This window comes from Bradyrhizobium mercantei (assembly GCF_001982635.1).
Taxonomy (GTDB): Bacteria; Pseudomonadota; Alphaproteobacteria; order Rhizobiales; family Xanthobacteraceae; genus Bradyrhizobium; species Bradyrhizobium mercantei.
Genome location: NZ_MKFI01000005.1, coordinates 50,715 through 66,530 on the forward strand (window position 1 = coordinate 50,715; position 15,816 = coordinate 66,530).

Genomic DNA, 15,816 nt, shown 5'->3' on the forward strand with positions numbered 1-15,816 from the left:
GCGGAGCTATTCGAGCACCCGCGCCCGCATGTCGGCGTCGGGCACGAAGCACGTCTCGTACTTCCCGAAGATCCTGTAGCGGTTGCGTGCGATCAGGCTGTAGACCGCGTCGCGCAGCGGTTTCGGCACCTTGAACAGAAAGCGGGTCCATTCCCAGCCGGCGAGATGGGTCAGCACTGTGATGGCTGCGTCCGACTTCATATGGATGGTGCCGGCATGGGTGACGGCGTTGGTGTCGGGATCATTGGGGTCGATGCCGAAGGCTTTGGCCAGCCGCGTGCCGTAGTCGGACTGGATCGGCGTGAAGCTGAAGCGTCTGTCAGGGTCGCGGGCGATGACGAAGCGAACCCAGCGCGAGCAGAAGATGCAGACGCCGTCGTAGAGGATCACGTGATCGTCGGGCCAGACCGTCATCGATTGTCCAATGTCAACAGCGCCACCAGCATCAGCACGATCGCAGGTCCCGTCTTCACCAGCGCGCCGAGCGGCTCGATCCAGAGATCCGGCGTCAGGATCGCCGATCCAACCATGTAACCGAGCGAGGCGACAATGCCTGCGATCAGACCGAACGCCGCGGTGCCGCGGATCGCGATCAGCACGCCGATGCTCATGTCCATCAGGCTGGTCAGCACCGTTACCGGCCCGATCAGGGCGGGCGGGAAATGGTGCGCGCTCAGCATGCCGGCGGCGGCGTCATAGGAAATCACCAGCGAGATGAAGCCGGACGCGACCCAGAACAGCACGAGGCTTGCGAAGATCAGCGCCTTGATCAGGAACAGCCGCGCGAACCATTTGTCCTGAATGGTCGCGGGGCGTCCGCCGACCGCTTGCGCGATCGTCTTCGGCACGATGCCGGTCGCCGCCATCCAGCTAAAGGGATCGCCGGTGACGCCGCGGCGCAGCTCGGCGATCGCATTGGAGCGCAGCGGCGGCATCCAGCCGAGCCGGCTGGTGAGATCGCCGAGCCGGGCGCCGAGATCGATCAGGAACGACGGCGACGCGATGCGGAAATGCTTCGCCGTGCCGAACGACCAGCGGAACTGGGCGATGACGCCGCCGAGCGAGACCGGTTGCGGTTGCATCAGGTCCCATGTCACCGATCGCACCGCTTCGTCGGCGACATCGCGCGCCGCGAGCCAGGCGATGGTGGCAGCGATGTCTTCGACCGCAACCGGCTGGAACGGCGTCGCCGCCTCATCCGCCGGCAAGTCGACCGGCAGCGCCGCCAGTGCGCGCAGCATGGCGCTGCCACCATAGGCCGAGGGTGCGATGACAAAGCCCGGGCGCAAGATCGCATGCGCGATGCCGGACTCAGCGATCAGCCGCTCGGCTTCCCGCTTGGTGGTGCTGAAGGCCGTGCGGTCCTCATTGGCCGCGCCGGGAATCGAGATGTGGACCAGACGGATGGCGCGGTGGCTGTCGCCGATCGCCGCCAGCAGCCGCGCGACGAAGTCGCGATGCACCGCGCGCGTGTCGCTGCCCGGACCGTCCTGCAGCACACCGAGGCAGTTCACGACGACATCGGCCTCGTGCGTGCGAAGCAGTTGCGCCAGATCGGCGGCATCCATCGACATCACGGGCAGTTCGAGGTCGGCCGCGCTCATCTTTTGCGCCGGCGTGAAGTGCCGCGCGATCCCGATCACGTGAAAGCCGCGGGCCCTCAGATCGTCGGTCACGTACCGTCCGATCAGGCCGGACGCGCCGAGCACGAGGATAGTGTGTGATGCATCGTCACTCATGGAATCGAATCATGCTCTAGAATGGTTTCGCGATCATCAGCCACAGGATGATCATGACAGAGCCGAAGCCGGGAATACCGCACAGGAACCAGCGGCGAAACAGCGCGAAGTAACGCGGCGGCAGCGGAAGGCCCTTGTCGGCGGCCGCCCGTGCGAGGTCGCGCATCTCGATCTGCATGAAGATCACGGGAACCCAGAACACGCCGGCCAGCGCATAGAGCGCAAGCGAAACCAAAAGCCAGCGCTCGGTCAGGCCCGTGGCCGACAGCATCATCAGCAGTGCGCCGCTCACCGGCTGCAGCAGCACGGCGCTCAACGTGAAGATCATGTCCGCGATCACGACGGTCGCCGCCGTGCGGGCGATGAACGCCGCGTCATGCGTGCAGTGCGCCGCCAGCATGAAGAAGGCGATGCCGGTCCCGGTGCCGAGGATCACGATGGCGCCGAGCACATGCAGATATTTGATCAGGAAGTAGAGCGTCATCGCAGTCCGCTCGTGATCGGGCCGGGTTCGGGGCGCACGGATACCGCCCGTTGCCATAGGCCGGGGGCGCGGGAAAATCCACCGCGGCGGCGCACTCGGAGTACCCCCACATCGCATCTGGATCACTCACAGGATCCTGGCGGCGAATCAGGCCCGAATGAGTTTTTCCATACGACGGCGGTGTCATACTGCGCGCGCGATTCACGCTTTGCACAGGCCTGGATCGGCGATTAACCGCTTGAGCCGGGCGAGTGTCCTCTTTCGGTACAAGTTTTCCTGACACTGATGCAAAAAATCCACACGTTAACTGATAATTAACGATGGACCTTGAAGGCGGCCCTCCGACTTGCTTTGATTAGATGCATGAGCACAACGCTAATCGAGGTCCGGCCGGCCAAAGCTGCAGATGCGGCTGCGGTGGCGTCTACCCATGACGAAGCCTGGCGCTCGGCGTATCAGGGAATCATCCCCGGCGCCGAACTCGAAAAGCTGATCAATCGCCGTGGCCCGCAGTGGTGGGACAGCGCGATTCGCAAGGGCAGCCGCGTCAGCGTGCTGGTGTTCGGCGACCGCATCGCGGGCTACGCCAATTACGGCCGCAACCGCGCCCGCAGCCTGCACTTCGAAGGCGAGATCTACGAGCTCTATCTGCGCCCGGAATTCCAGGGCCTCGGCTTCGGCCGACGCCTGTTCGCCTCGGCCCGCCGCGACCTGCTGCAGAGCGGCCTGAAGAGCATGGTGATCTGGGCGCTCTCCGACAACGAGCCGGCGACCGAGTTCTACCGCGCGCTGGGCGGCCGGATGGTGGCGCGCTCCTCGGAGCGGTTCGGGCCGAAGTCGCTCGACAAGGTCGCTTTCGCCTGGTCCAACTGAAAATCCTGCTTCTCTCGCAGCTGCAGCAAGGCTAAACCAGCCTCAAGCGCTGCGCGCGACGGCCAGCCCGGCCCCCAAGGCCGGGCCTGATGCTGTTTTGCGGCCTGCGGCGCCAAGCAAAAAATCACATCGTTCTCAACTTCCAGAGGCCACGCGGAGCAATCCATGCGTATCGACGCCATATCGATCGGAAAAAATCCGCCCCACGACGTCAACGTCATCATCGAGGTTGCCGTCGGCGGCGAGCCCATCAAGTACGAAATGGACAAGGAGGCCGGCACGCTGGTGGTGGACCGCTTCCTCTACACGCCGATGCGCTATCCCGGCAATTACGGCTTCATCCCGCACACCCTGTCGGGTGACGGCGATCCCTGCGACGTGCTGATCGTCAACACCCGCGCGATTGTGCCGGGCGCCGTGATGAGCGTGCGCGTGGTCGGCGTGCTCTTGATGGAGGACGAGGCCGGCGGTGACGAGAAGATCATCGCAGTGCCGTCATCGAAGCTGACCCAGCGCTACGACAAGGTGCACAACTACAGCGACCTGCCCGACATCACGCTGCAGCAGATCCAGCACTTCTTCGAGCACTACAAGGACCTCGAGAAGGGCAAGTGGGTGAAGGTGCTGCGCTGGGGCGACGCCGACGAAGCCCGCAAGCTGATCCTCGAAGGCATCGAGCGCGCGAAGAAGAAGTGACGGGCGCGATGTCGTAACTCCCTCGCCCCGCTCTTGCGGGGAGAGGGTTGGGGTGAGGGGCCTCTCTCCACGAACTCCAACGCCGAGTTGAATCTGCGGAGGCTCCCCCTCACCCGATATTCAAGCTGCGCTTGAATATCGACCTCTCCCCGCAAGCGGGGCGAGGTAAGAAAGAACTACACCGCCGGCGCGGGCAGGCCGGCAATCGCGCAGGCGGCGCGCAGCGTGTTGACCAAGAGGCACGCCACCGTCATCTGCCCGACGCCGCCGGGCACCGGCGTGATCGCGCCGGCGACACCGAGCGCCTCCTGGAATGCGACGTCGCCGACCAGCTTCGGCTTGCCGCCGGGCACCGGAATGCGGTTGATGCCGACATCGATCACGGTCGCGCCCGGCTTGATCCAGTCGCCGCGCACCATCTCCGGACGGCCGACCGCGGCATAGACCAGGTCGGCCCGGGCGCACAGCTTCGGCAAATCGCGCGAGCGCGAATGCGCGATCGTCACCGTTGCGTTCTCGTTCAGCAGCAATTGCACCAGCGGACGGCCGACCAGGTTGGAGCGGCCGATCACGATCGCGTTCATGCCCTCGAGCGAGGCATGCACGCTCTTGCTCAGGATGATGCAGCCGAGCGGCGTGCACGGCGACAATGCAGCCAGGCCGCCGGCAAGCCGGCCGGCATTGTTCGGATGCAGGCCGTCGACGTCCTTGGCGGGGTCGATCGCGTTGATGATGGTTTCGGTGTGCAGCGATTTCGGCAGCGGCAGCTGCACCAGGATGCCGTGCACGAGGGGATCGCGGTTCAGCCGCGCGATCAGCGCCAGGAGATCGTCCTGCGAGACATCCTCCGGCAGCTTGTGCTCGAACGAGGCCATGCCGGCGGCCTGGGTCTGGGTGTGCTTGCTGCGGACATAGACCTCGCTCGCGGGATCATGGCCGACCAGCACGACGGCGAGCCCCGGCGTGAGCGCATGGTCGCGCTTGACGCGGGCGACCTCGTCGGCAACGCGGGCGCGAAGCTCGGCGGCGATGGCTTTTCCGTCGATGATGCGGGCAGTCATGTCAGTCCTTCGTCTCTTGGTTCGGCCCGGCCGCCGTCAACTTCCGCAGCGTTTCGCCAAGCCCCTTCGGGTCACCGGCGACCGCCACCTGCTTCAGCCGTGAGGTCGCCCCGGACAACAGCTTCACCCTGGCCTTGGGCACGCCGAGCGCCTTGGCCAGCAACTCGGTCACCGCGCGATTGGCCTCGCCGCCTTCGGCGATGGCGCGGACCCGCACCTTCACCACGGAACGGCCGTTGGCCAGCGTTTCGATCCCGTCGATGTCGTCACGGCCGCCGCGCGGCGTCACGCGCAAGGCGATGCTGATGCCCTCGGTGGAATAGCGCCAGGGCTCCATCGAAAGGATCCATCAAGGCTCCATCGCGAGGATCAGATCACGTTGGGATAGATGTAATAGGCGATCACCCGCTGGATGAACATGATGATCAGGATCACGATGATCGGCGAGATGTCGAGGCCGCCCAGATTCGGCATCACATTGCGAATCGGCCGCAGCACCGGCTCGGTGATCCGGTAGAGGAATTCGGCCACCGCGGAGACGAACTGGTTGCGCGTATTGACCACATTGAAGGCGACCAGCCAGGACAGGATGGCGGAAGCGATCAGGAGCCAGACATAGAGGTCGAGGACGATGATGACGATGTCGAGAACAGCGCGCATATGATGGGGGCTCGCGGGTGGGACGACCAGTTGAAGCGCAACGAGACCGGATCGAACCGCCGTCGCGCGTCGCGTTTGAGCAGGATCTTCTCGGAAAACCGCAACGCGCTTCGCGCCCGCGCGGCCTGCCGGGTCCGGATCATGCTCTAAATATCGGTTCGCCCCCCCGCAAACAAGGGAAGTTCCCGGCGGGACAGCCCGAAAACCGTTGTTTCAGCGTTCTTGACTTGGCCTTGGGCGGGACTGTAAATGGCGCCCGACTGACGGCCGGGACACTCAGCAACACCCGACCGCGATGGGGCCATAGCTCAGCTGGGAGAGCGCGTCGTTCGCAATGACGAGGTCGGCGGTTCGATCCCGCCTGGCTCCACCACGCTTCGCCCTTCGGGCTACGCGTGGCGCAGCCACGCAGAGCCTGAAGGGTGAAGCGTGGTGTCCGGCGAAGCCCAAAGGGCGAAGACGGACCGGTCCCAAACCCCTCTCTTCTCGAACACTTCACCCTACGCGTGGCGCAGCCACGCAGAGCCCGAAGGGTGAAGCGTGGTGTCCGGCGAAGCCCAAAGGGCGAAGACGGACCGGTTCAGCAAATTCCGGCCCACCTCATCCCCCCTTACGTCCCCGTAAACCTCGGCGGCCGCTTCTCCACAAAGCTCGCGACGCCTTCCCGGAAATCATTGCCCTTGAGCGCGATCTGCATCTCGCGATTGGCGTCGATGGTGGCTTCGGCCAGCGTCTGGAACGGCACGTCGTAGACCTGGCGCTTGATCACCGCGATCGCGCTCGGCGAGACGAAATCGGCGAGGTCGCGGGCATAGGCATAGGTCTCCTCGCGCAGCTTCTCGGGCGTGCTGAGCCGGTTGACCAGGCCGATGCGCAGCGCCTCCGCGGCCGACACGCGCCGCGCCGACATCAGCAGGTCGAGCGCGTTGGCATGGCCGACGATGCGCGGCAGCATCCAGCTGATGCCGTGCTCGGCGATCAGGCCGCGGCGCGCGAAGGCGGTGGTGAACACCGCGCTGTCGGCGGCGAAGCGCAGATCGCAATACAGCGCATGCACCAGGCCGATGCCGGCGGTGGCGCCGTTGAGCATTGCGATGACAGGCTTCTTGATCGCGGGGTAATAGGCGTAGCGCGTCTGCCAGTCGGCGCGGCGGTTCATGTCGAACGGAATGCTCTCGCCGCGCCTGACCTCGTTGGGATCGATTCCCTTCAGCGCTTCCATGTCGGCGCCGGCGCAGAAGCCGCGGCCCGCACCGGTCAGGATGATGACGCGAACATTGTCGTCGTTGGCCGCGGCCTCCATCGCGTGGCGCACGTCGCGTTCCATGATCGCCGTCCACGCATTCATGCGGTCGGGGCGGTTGAGCGTGATGGTCGCGATCCGCTCGCTGACCTCATAGAGGATGTGCTCGTAGCTCATGGCGATCTCCCTGTGCCATTGTTGTTATTGAACCGCGCGGCGATGCGGCCTGCGCGTGGCAGCCCGACAGTAGCACATCCGTCAGAATGAAAAGGCGGCGCGAAATTCCGCGCGGCGGCTATTCGGCGGCCTGCAACATCACCGGCTGCGGTACGCGCGCGATCCAGCCATCGATGAAATGCTTCAGCCACGCGCGCTCGGCGGCATCGTGCACGGCGCGCTCGGCGAAGTGCTGATGGCGCGGCTGCGCGCCAGGCTGCTCCATCCGCACGCAACCGCGCGCGGTCCAGCGATGCATCATCGCGTAGGTCACATCGGGATGGAATTGCAGGCCGAAGGCATTGCCGAACTGGAACGCCTGCACCGGGAAATCGTCGCCCGCTGCGAGCAGGTCGGCGCCGGCGGGCAACTGAAATCCTTCGCCATGCCAGTGATAGACCCGCGCCGGCCAGTCCGGGCAGAGCGCGCGGCCCGCCTCCGTCGGTCTGACCGGGTAGTAACCGACTTCGACACGGCCCTGCGGATGCGGCGCGACGTTGGCGCCGAGTTGCCGCGCCAGCATTTGCGCGCCGAGGCAGATGCCCAGGAACGGGCGCTGCTCGCGCAGGGGAATTGCGATCCAGTCGATCTCGCGCCGCACGTAGTCATCGGGATCGTTGGCACTCATCGGACCGCCGAAGATCACCGCGCCGGCGTGTGCGTCGAGCGTTGCGGGCAGCGCGTCGCCAAAGCGTGGACGTCGGATATCGAGAGGGTAGCCCAGCGCGCGCAGAGCGTTGCCGATCCGGCCGGGAGTCGAGGTCTCCCGATGCAGCACGATCAGCACCGGCCGCAGCGAGGTCTGGGCCGCAATCTGAACCTTCGGCGTGACCGCGGCCGGCCTTCGGCTTGCGAAGGACACCACAACACGGCTTTGGTCAGACCGGAACGACATTGCCTCTGCTTGAAGGTTTGGCCTCTGCTTAAACTTTCGGCATGTAAGGCGAGATCATAGCTAAGTGGTCGTTAACATCGTGTGAGTTTGCGCACACACCCAGGCGAAGCAAATCGCGGGCCAGAGACAGCCTTAACGGCAGTGATGGGGTGCTAACGCTTGCGGAGTTGAAAGCCGCCGACCGCCGTCAGGATGAAGGAGCGCGGAAACAGCCGCAGCAGGAACGGTACGACCTTGATGAAGGCGCCGGGCAGCACGGCGCGCTTGTTGGCCATCAGGCCGCGATACGCCTGGCGGGCGACCTCCGCCGGCACAACGTTGAGGATGGCGGAGTCGAAGCCGGGGGCAAAGCCGGCGCGGTCCTGGAACTCGGATGGCACCGGGCCGGGGCAAACCACGGTGACCCGGACGCCCTTCGGCGCCAGCTCACAGCGCAGCGCCTCGGAGAATGACAGCACATAGGCCTTGCTGGCGTAATACACCGCCATGCCGGGACCCGGCAGGAATCCGGCGATCGAGCCGAGATTGAGGATGCCGCCTCGATTGCGGATCACCTGATCGGCGAAGCGCAGCGTCAGGTCGGTCAGCGCGCGGATGTTGACGTTGACGATGTTGAGCTGTTCGGCGCGATCGCGCTCGACCGCGAGGCCGAACAGGCCGAAGCCGGCGTTATTGACGAGATATTCGACCTCGACCCCAGCCTCGGTCAGAGCCTCGGCGATCTTGTCGCCGGCATCGGTCTGCTGGAGGTCGCAGGGAATCACGATCGGCGCCGCGCCGCCCTTGGCGGCGAGCTCGTCGGCGAGCGCCCTCAGCCGATCGGCGCGCCGCGCCACCAGCGCCACGCGATGACCCTTCGATGCAAACACGCGCGCCAGTTCGGTGCCTATGCCCGCCGATGCCCCGGTTATCAGCGTCACACGCTCGGTCACGATTCAAACTCTTACTGCAAATTCTAGTGAGGTCCCCAACAAGGCGACGAGAGCATAGGCATGTGGTGGGACGCAAGCCGCGTATGGGCTTGTGGACAGTGGCGGGCCGCTGATTCGGCAATGAAATGCCAGATTTTCAGTCGGATCGCCCACAATCGCGGCGGACATTAAAGTTTCGTCATCCACGACGCGGGCAAGGAGCGTCGGCTTGCGCAACCGACCGTGTCAGATTGCCGCGTCCGCGGCGCCCCAGGGGCCCTTCGGCAGCGCCGCCTGCTTCTCGGCGACGCGGTGCTTGAGATCGATGCGGTCGCGCGAGGAGACGCCGAGCAGATCGGCAGCGCGCCAAACCACATTGTCCTCGAACTCGCTGACCTGGCCGTCGGCATAGACCAGCTCCCACATCATCTCGACGATGCGCAGCCGTCCCTCCTCATTCACCGAGCGCATGATCACGCTGGTAAAGTGATAGAGATCCACGGCCTCGCCCTCGACGCGCATGGCGGAGGCGATCAGCTTGTCGGCGGTGCCGGGATCGAGCTGGAAACGGCTCTCGATCAGGCTGTGCAGCTTGCGTGTCTCGGCAGGCGTCGGCTCGCCGTCCAGCGACACGACGTGCACCAGCAGCGCCGTCGCCGCCAGGCGATAGTCGCCATCATCGAAAGCGCGGTCGGCCTTTGCATCGGGGGAGACGATATCGGCAATGAATTGGCGGAGTCCGTCGAGCATCGCTCTCTCTATGGAATGAAGCCTTTGAGCATGATTTGTCCGGAAAACCGCTACGCACTCTTCCGGGTCATGCTCGGTTGAAATCTATATGGCGTGGAAACAGAACCGGCGCAATCCGCGCGGGTTCCCGCTGCGGCATTACGTTTCGGCAAGCATTACGTTTCAGCAATATGACTACGGTATCTCGTACACCACGAGCTTGTCGGCAATGCCGCGCAACGCGGCCTCCTTCTGGATCGGCTTGATCGCCGCGCGATCGAGGATGCCCGCGACCTCAGCCGATTCCATCACCGGCTGGGTCAGATGGATTTCCTGCGACGTCGACAGGCTCTGCACCCTGGCTGCGATATTCACGGTCTGGCCGAAATAATCCTGCCGCTCGTTCAGCGTCACCGCCAGGCACGGCCCTTCGTGGATGCCGATCTTGACGATCAGATCCTCCTTGCCGCGCTCGGTGTTGAGCTGCTTCATCGCGGCCCGCATACGCAGGCCCGCCGACAATGCGTGCTCGGGGCGGATGAAGGTCGCCATCACGGCGTCGCCGATCGTCTTCACCACGGCGCCGCGCTCGGAGGCGATGATCTCGAGCAGCGCGTGGAAATGCGCGCGCACCAGATCGAATGCCGCGAGATCGCCGACCCGCTCGTAAAGCGCGGTCGAGCCCTTGAGATCGGTGAACAGGAAGGTGAGTGCGGTGATCTTCAGCCGCTGGTCGACGGTGAGGTTGTCGGCCTTGAACACGTCGCGGAAGGTCTGGTTCGACAACATCCGCTTCGCGGTGAGGATCGGCTTGCGCTTGCCGAGCAGCTTGTGCAGCGGATCACCCGCGATCCACACCGAAGGCAGCACGCGAGTGTCGGAGAGGTTCTCCAGCGAGAGCCGCAGCGGCCCCGGCCGCATCGTCGAGGTGCCGGTCGGCGCATGCGACTTGTTGAACGCGATCGAGAATTGCTGACGATCGACGGTCGGTTCGCCCTCGACGGCAAAGAAGTGCGCCGAATGCGTCACCGGCTCGAACACGATGACGAACTGGTTGGGCAGGTTGAGCGACAGGATCGCCTTTTCGCCGGGCGGCAGCTCGAGCCCCTCGAGCGTCACCTCGTTGATCAGGGTCGACACCGCGCTCTCGTCGAACTCGATCCCCGAACTCCAGAACATCTGCCGGAAGTATTCCCAGATCGGCAGCGTGTTGGGATCGTGCGCGGCAATGCGCCGAACGCGCGGGCTGACGGTGAAGGCGACCTCGACCAGTTCGTCGACGGAAGCCTCATAGCCGGCCGCGCACAGCGCGCAATTATAGTCGTCATGGCGCAACGACTTCAGCGTGGTGTGAGCGTCGAGCACGCCGCCGCAGCCCGGACACAGCACGTTCCAGCTCATGTCGAACAGGCCGAGCCGCGAGGCATGCAGGAAGCCGGAGATCACCTTCTCCTGGTCGAGGCCGGTACGACCCGCGAAATCGAGAGCGTTGATGCGATTGAGCTCGCGATCGTGACCATCGGAGATCAGCTGCTGCATGGCATCGACGACGGCCGGATCGGTCGTCTGCCGAAGGACTGCGAAATGGGCCTGCGTATCGCTCATGGTGAGCCCTCAAGTGAGCATTAGGACACCGCCGTGCAAGGTCAGCGCGGCTTGATCGTGAACACCGGGGAACGGTTCGGCTGCGTCGTCACCACACCGATCGGGAGCACCGGATCCTTGTCCGCCAGCGCGACGCGGAACGCGCCGACGATCTTCGCAAGCGCGAGCGTCGCCTCGACCAGCGCGAAATGCGCCCCGATGCAGACCCGCGCGCCGACCCCGAACGGCAGATAGCCGAAGCGATCGAGCGGCGTTCCCGTCAGGAAACGCTGGGGCACGAACGCGTTCGGATCGCGCCACAGCTTCTCATGCCGGTGCAGCAGCCACGGCGCGATCAGGATTACGTCATGCTTCCTGACCGGACGGCCCGCGATGGTGTCAGGGCCGGCTGCCGCTCGCGCAATCAAGAACGCCGGCGGATAGAGCCGCATGGTTTCGTCGATCACCGCACGGGTGAATTGCAGCCGCTCGATGTCGAGTGCGCCATTCGCGGCCACGCTCCTGACTTCTGCTGCCAACTGCTCCTGGGTCTCGGGATCCAGCGCCAGCAGATAGAGCGCCCAGAACAGCGCGGTCGCAGTCGTCTCGTGGCCGGCCAGGATCATGGTGGCGACCTGGTCGCCGAGCTGGGCATCGGTGAAGGCCCGGCCGGTTTCAGGATCGCGCGCGGCGCCCATCAGGTCGAACAGGTCACGCGCCGGTGCGTTGTCATTCTTGCCGGCGGCGCGGCGCTCGGCCATCAGCATGCCGACGAATGCGGTCCAGCGCTTGCGGAAGCGGGCGCGCCGAAAATCCTGCGGGGTCGGCCAGTTCAAGGGCAGCACCAGGTCCAGCATATGCGGCCGCGCCAGCGTGTCGCCATACTCCATCACGAAGTCGCGCAGCGCGGCGCCATGGCGATCCATGCCGAACGAGAACATGGTGCGGCCGGCGATCTCCAGCGTCATGCGCTGCATCACCTCGCGCAGGTCGACCGGGCCGCCGCTTGCGGATTTCAGCTTGGCGATGGTCTCGTCGACCGCCGCGATCATGTAGGGTACGAGCGTCGTCACGGCGCGCGGCGTGAATGCCGGCGCCAGCGTGCGGCGCTGATGTTTCCAGGCGCGGCCCTCCGCGATCAGCAATCCCTCACCCAGCATCGGACGCAGCACGCGCAGCCCGGCCGGCGTGCGGGTGTAGTTCTCGTAATTGTCGACCAGCACGTGGCGGATCGCATCCGGCGTGTTGAGGATGAAGCTCGAATGGTTGAGGAAACGGCCCTGGACGATGTCGTCCTCATAGGCGCGCTGGCCCCAGGTCTCGATCGGCGAGTTGCGCATCACCCGCATGCGCTGGAACGCGCCCATGTCGGCGGGCGCGCGCGGCGGGGCCGGCGGGACCAGGGGACGCCGCGTGACCGTGATATCGTAGACCTCGGCTATGCTCATGGTCCTCGCTTCCTGCCTCACGCAACGGCCGATCCGGCCCTGCGATCCCGGCGCCATGAAGGCGCGCGGACCCTTTACCAGACCTAATAAGTCAGCTCGGCAACCGCAATCCGATTCTCCGACGCCGGCCAGGCCCGCATCACGATACGTTCCCTGTTGAAGATCGCGGCGATTGGACGGCCGACATCGGCCGCCGCGAGCCGCAACGTCGTCACCGCATCCGTCGGCACGCCGGATTTGACGTCGGCCGGCTCCTTGCTGTCGAACAGCACGATATCGCGCGGCAGGCCGAAATAGCCGCGCGGCCGCGACATCAGCACGATGGCGCCTGCACCGGCATCGGCCGGCAACAGCGGCCGCGCCGCGCGCAGATGCACGATCTCGGAGGAGCGCGGAAACGGCGAGCGATAGATGTGCGTTGTCAGCGCGTCCGGCGAGGCCAGCACGAATTCGAGCGGCCAGGACGGATCGACCTGTGCCGGACCCCAGCGGCCATCGGCCCCGGCCTGCGAACTGTGCAGCGGGCCGCCGATTCGCTCGCCGGTCTCCGCCGACACACGATAGATATCGACCGTGGCCCCCGGCACCGGCCGGTTGGTCGGCACGCCGCCCGGTGTGCCGGTGACGAGCCCGCTCAGCCGCACCGCCGTCTCCGGCACGATCTCGATCCGCAACGGCTCGCGGCCCGCGATGAATTTATAGATCTCGCGAAAGGCGCGCGGATGATACGCGGTCTCGCGATGATCGACCGCACCGAGCACCAGATTGGTTGCGCCTTTCAGCGCCGGGCCTTCGGCCGTGACGTTGGTCGGCGCGCCCGGCTTGCCGATGAAACGGCCGTCGGCTTGCGCATATTTGTCGAGGCCGTCGCTGCGCAGGGTCAGGAACGCGGTGCCCGCGGTCACTTCGCTGTCGCCGTCGTTCAGTCCGCGCAGGAACGGGCCGCGCCCGTTGAACTCGTTGCCGAGGCCGTCGTCCGACGCATACACACCGTGATTGGGCGTGCCGCACAGCACCGCGTGGCTGACGTCGCCGCGGCCCCCATTCTTGATGGTGTTGCGGATCGCATTGCCGGCGCGGGAATTGCCGACCAGCGCGATCCGCGCGGCGCCGCTCCTCCGCTTCAGCTCCCCGACCGCCTCGGCGAGCGCGCGGCGCTGGTCCTCGGTCGAGGAGCGGCCCGCCTGCTCGACCTTGTCGTCGGTGCGCGCCAGCGGATCGGTGAAATTGATCGCGGCCATGCGCTCGCGCGGCACGCCGTTGGACTCCATCCGCCACAGCGTCGTCATCCAGAGCGCGGCGTGATCGCCGTTGCCGTGCACGAACAGGATCGGCGGGATGTCGCCTGAGGGCGCAGACTGGGCGAAGGCCGGGGCGGCGAGCCGGCCGGCCAGCAAAGCGAGGGCGCCGGTCCCTTGCAAGAATCTCCGCCGCGACAGCGCCATTGCTCCCCTTCCCCAAGCCTTTCAGGGCTTTAGCTGTGTCCTTTCCCCGCCACGGATACCGTAATCGCTGGACAGGACACGCGTTTGCCGGGCATCAGTTGATGCAGCCGGAATCATTCAACACGCCATAGCAGGCCAACCGGAACCGGATATGACCGAACTGCGGACGCGTCCCGACAGTATCACTGCACCGTTACGGCATTCAATCTTCAGACGAATCTGGCTCGCCAGCCTGCTCTCCAATCTCGGCATCCTGATCCAGGGCGTCGGCGCCGCCTGGGCCATGACCCAGATGACCGCCGAGGCCGACAAGGTCGCGCTGGTGCAGACCGCGCTGATGCTGCCGGTCATGCTGATCTCGATGCCGGCCGGCGCCATCGCCGACATGCACGACCGCCGCATCGTCGCGCTGGTGTCGCTTATGATCGCCCTCACCGGCGCCACCACGCTGACGGTGTTGGCCTGGCTCAACCTGGTGACCCCGAACATCCTGCTCGCGCTGTGCTTCGTCGTCGGCAGCGGCATGGCGCTGTTCGGCCCGGCCTGGCAATCCTCGGTCAGCGAGCAGGTGCCGTCGGAGACGCTGCCCGCCGCGGTGGCGCTGAACGGCATCAGCTACAACATCGCGCGCAGCTTTGGTCCGGCGATCGGCGGCATCGTGGTCGCCTCCGCCGGCGCCGTGGCGGCCTTCGCGGCGAATGCCGTGCTGTATCTGCCGCTGCTCGTCGTGCTGTTCCTGTGGAAGCGCGTCAGCGAGCCGTCGCGGCTGCCGCGCGAGCGGCTGAACCGCGCCATCGTCTCCGGCGTGCGCTACATCACCAATTCGCCGTCGATCAGGATCGTGCTGACCCGCACCATGGTGACCGGCATCATCGGCGGCTCGGTCTCGGCGCTGATGCCGCTGGTGGCGCGCGATCTGCTGCATGGCGGCGCGCAGACCTACGGCATCATGCTCGGCGCCTTCGGCATGGGCGCCGTGATCGGCGCGCTCAACATCAGCGAGATCCGCAGCCGGCTCAGCGGCGAGGCCGCGATCCGCGTCTGTGCGTTGACGATGGGCGGGGCGATCGCAGCCGTGGCCGTCAGCAAGGAGCCGGTCATCACCGCGGCCGCGCTGGTCGTTGCCGGCGCAGTGTGGATGCTGGCGATCGCGCTGTTCAATATCGGCGTGCAGCTCTCGGCGCCGCGCTGGGTCGCGGGCCGTTCGCTTGCGGCGTTTCAGGCCTCGATCGCCGGCGGCATCGCGATCGGAAGCTGGTGCTGGGGCCGCATCACGGACGCAGGCGGCGTCGAGATGGCGCTCTTGATCTCCGCCGGCTTGATGCTGCTGTCGCCAGTGCTCGGCATCTGGCTCAGGATGCCGCCGATCGGCGCGCGCAACGAGGACGCGACCGATACGTTGGCCGATCCCGAGGTGCGGCTGCAACTGACCGGGCGCAGCGGGCCGCTGGTGGTCGAGATCGAATACCGGGTGGCGCAGGACAATGCGCGCGCCTTCCATAACGTGATGCAGGACGTCCAGCTCAGCCGCCAGCGCAACGGTGCCTATGGCTGGTCGATCGCGCGCGACATCGCGGATCCCGAATTGTGGACCGAGCGCTATCATTGCCCGACCTGGCTCGATTTCCTGCGCCAGCGCAACCGCGCCACCCAGATCGAGCGCGAGCTGCATCAGAAGGCGGCCGACTTCCACATCGGTGCCGAGCCGATTCGCGTGCGCCGGATGCTGGAGCGGCCGTTCGGATCGGTGCGCTGGAAGGACGAGACCCCGGACCGCGCCGCCAAGGAGGTGATCCCGGTGGTCGCGACCGCGGCGGGCAGCAGTACGTAGA

The 15,816-nt window shown here is 65.8% G+C and carries 16 protein-coding genes and 1 tRNA gene; 4 read left to right on the plus strand and 13 right to left on the minus strand.

Annotated elements, in window-relative coordinates; genetic code table 11:
* Window positions 1-6: 6 nt before the first annotated feature.
* The 3 genes from BI327_RS22915 to BI327_RS22925 are packed head-to-tail and all read right to left on the minus strand — an operon-like array spanning window position 7 to window position 2,223.
* On the minus strand, window positions 7-414 hold the full coding sequence (locus BI327_RS22915) for a thiol-disulfide oxidoreductase DCC family protein (RefSeq protein WP_076863305.1): 408 nt from the start codon (window positions 412-414) through the stop codon (window positions 7-9).
* The gene (locus tag BI327_RS22920; RefSeq protein WP_076863306.1) at window positions 411-1,739 is read right to left on the minus strand and encodes an SDR family oxidoreductase; all 1,329 of its coding nucleotides are present in this window, start codon (window positions 1,737-1,739) and stop codon (window positions 411-413) included. Before BI327_RS22920 ends, BI327_RS22915 begins: the two co-directional genes overlap by 4 nt.
* Before the next feature lie 16 nt (window positions 1,740-1,755).
* Window positions 1,756-2,223 carry a DUF2269 family protein gene (locus BI327_RS22925; protein ID WP_076863308.1) on the minus strand — a complete coding sequence of 156 codons (468 nt, stop codon included), beginning with the start codon at window positions 2,221-2,223 and terminating at the stop codon, window positions 1,756-1,758.
* 363 nt (window positions 2,224-2,586) lie between these two features.
* Between BI327_RS22925 and BI327_RS22930 the strand changes: the two genes are divergently transcribed.
* Together BI327_RS22930 and ppa are read left to right on the plus strand one after the other, a co-directional pair.
* A complete protein-coding gene (locus tag BI327_RS22930) occupies window positions 2,587-3,096 on the plus strand; it encodes a GNAT family N-acetyltransferase (RefSeq protein ID WP_076863310.1) in 510 nt (169 codons plus the stop codon).
* Window positions 3,097-3,261: 165 nt separating this feature from the next.
* Window positions 3,262-3,792: an inorganic diphosphatase gene (gene ppa / locus BI327_RS22935; RefSeq protein WP_021078233.1), complete on the plus strand. Its 531-nt coding sequence runs from the start codon at window positions 3,262-3,264 to the stop codon at window positions 3,790-3,792.
* 176 nt (window positions 3,793-3,968) lie between these two features.
* On the opposite strand, the gene BI327_RS22940 is transcribed toward ppa, so the two are convergent.
* The 3 genes from BI327_RS22940 to BI327_RS22950 are packed head-to-tail and all read right to left on the minus strand — an operon-like array spanning window position 3,969 to window position 5,513.
* On the minus strand, window positions 3,969-4,853 hold the full coding sequence (locus tag BI327_RS22940) for a bifunctional methylenetetrahydrofolate dehydrogenase/methenyltetrahydrofolate cyclohydrolase (RefSeq protein ID WP_076863312.1): 885 nt from the start codon (window positions 4,851-4,853) through the stop codon (window positions 3,969-3,971).
* Between the two features lies 1 nt (window position 4,854).
* The gene (locus tag BI327_RS22945) at window positions 4,855-5,190 is read right to left on the minus strand and encodes a DUF167 domain-containing protein (RefSeq protein ID WP_076863314.1); all 336 of its coding nucleotides are present in this window, start codon (window positions 5,188-5,190) and stop codon (window positions 4,855-4,857) included.
* A gap of 32 nt (window positions 5,191-5,222) precedes the next feature.
* Window positions 5,223-5,513 (minus strand): YggT family protein, encoded by a 291-nt coding sequence (locus tag BI327_RS22950; protein ID WP_021078230.1) that lies wholly within the window; start codon window positions 5,511-5,513, stop codon window positions 5,223-5,225.
* Between the two features lie 297 nt (window positions 5,514-5,810).
* On the opposite strand from BI327_RS22950, the gene BI327_RS22955 reads away from it, so the two are divergent.
* Window positions 5,811-5,886 (plus strand) — tRNA-Ala (locus tag BI327_RS22955).
* Window positions 5,887-6,123: 237 nt separating this feature from the next.
* On the opposite strand, the gene BI327_RS22960 is transcribed toward BI327_RS22955, so the two are convergent.
* From BI327_RS22960 to BI327_RS22990, 7 genes are all read right to left on the minus strand, one after another.
* Window positions 6,124-6,933, minus strand: a complete 810-nt coding sequence (locus BI327_RS22960) for an enoyl-CoA hydratase (protein ID WP_076863315.1) — start codon at window positions 6,931-6,933, stop codon at window positions 6,124-6,126.
* Window positions 6,934-7,051: 118 nt separating this feature from the next.
* A complete protein-coding gene (locus tag BI327_RS22965; RefSeq protein WP_076863316.1) occupies window positions 7,052-7,867 on the minus strand; it encodes a glutamine amidotransferase in 816 nt (271 codons plus the stop codon).
* Window positions 7,868-8,019: 152 nt separating this feature from the next.
* A complete protein-coding gene (locus tag BI327_RS22970; RefSeq protein ID WP_076863317.1) occupies window positions 8,020-8,799 on the minus strand; it encodes an SDR family NAD(P)-dependent oxidoreductase in 780 nt (259 codons plus the stop codon).
* Between the two features lie 225 nt (window positions 8,800-9,024).
* Window positions 9,025-9,528 carry a tellurite resistance TerB family protein gene (locus BI327_RS22975; protein ID WP_076863318.1) on the minus strand — a complete coding sequence of 168 codons (504 nt, stop codon included), beginning with the start codon at window positions 9,526-9,528 and terminating at the stop codon, window positions 9,025-9,027.
* 174 nt (window positions 9,529-9,702) lie between these two features.
* Window positions 9,703-11,112, minus strand: a complete 1,410-nt coding sequence (locus BI327_RS22980; RefSeq protein ID WP_076863319.1) for an adenylate/guanylate cyclase domain-containing protein — start codon at window positions 11,110-11,112, stop codon at window positions 9,703-9,705.
* A gap of 41 nt (window positions 11,113-11,153) precedes the next feature.
* A complete protein-coding gene (locus BI327_RS22985) occupies window positions 11,154-12,539 on the minus strand; it encodes a cytochrome P450 (RefSeq protein WP_076863320.1) in 1,386 nt (461 codons plus the stop codon).
* An 83-nt stretch (window positions 12,540-12,622) separates the two neighbouring features.
* On the minus strand, window positions 12,623-13,984 hold the full coding sequence (locus tag BI327_RS22990; protein WP_076863321.1) for a hydrolase: 1,362 nt from the start codon (window positions 13,982-13,984) through the stop codon (window positions 12,623-12,625).
* Window positions 13,985-14,135: 151 nt separating this feature from the next.
* Between BI327_RS22990 and BI327_RS22995 the strand changes: the two genes are divergently transcribed.
* The gene (locus BI327_RS22995) at window positions 14,136-15,815 is read left to right on the plus strand and encodes an MFS transporter (protein WP_076863322.1); all 1,680 of its coding nucleotides are present in this window, start codon (window positions 14,136-14,138) and stop codon (window positions 15,813-15,815) included.
* The last annotated feature ends 1 nt before the right edge of the window (window position 15,816 follow it).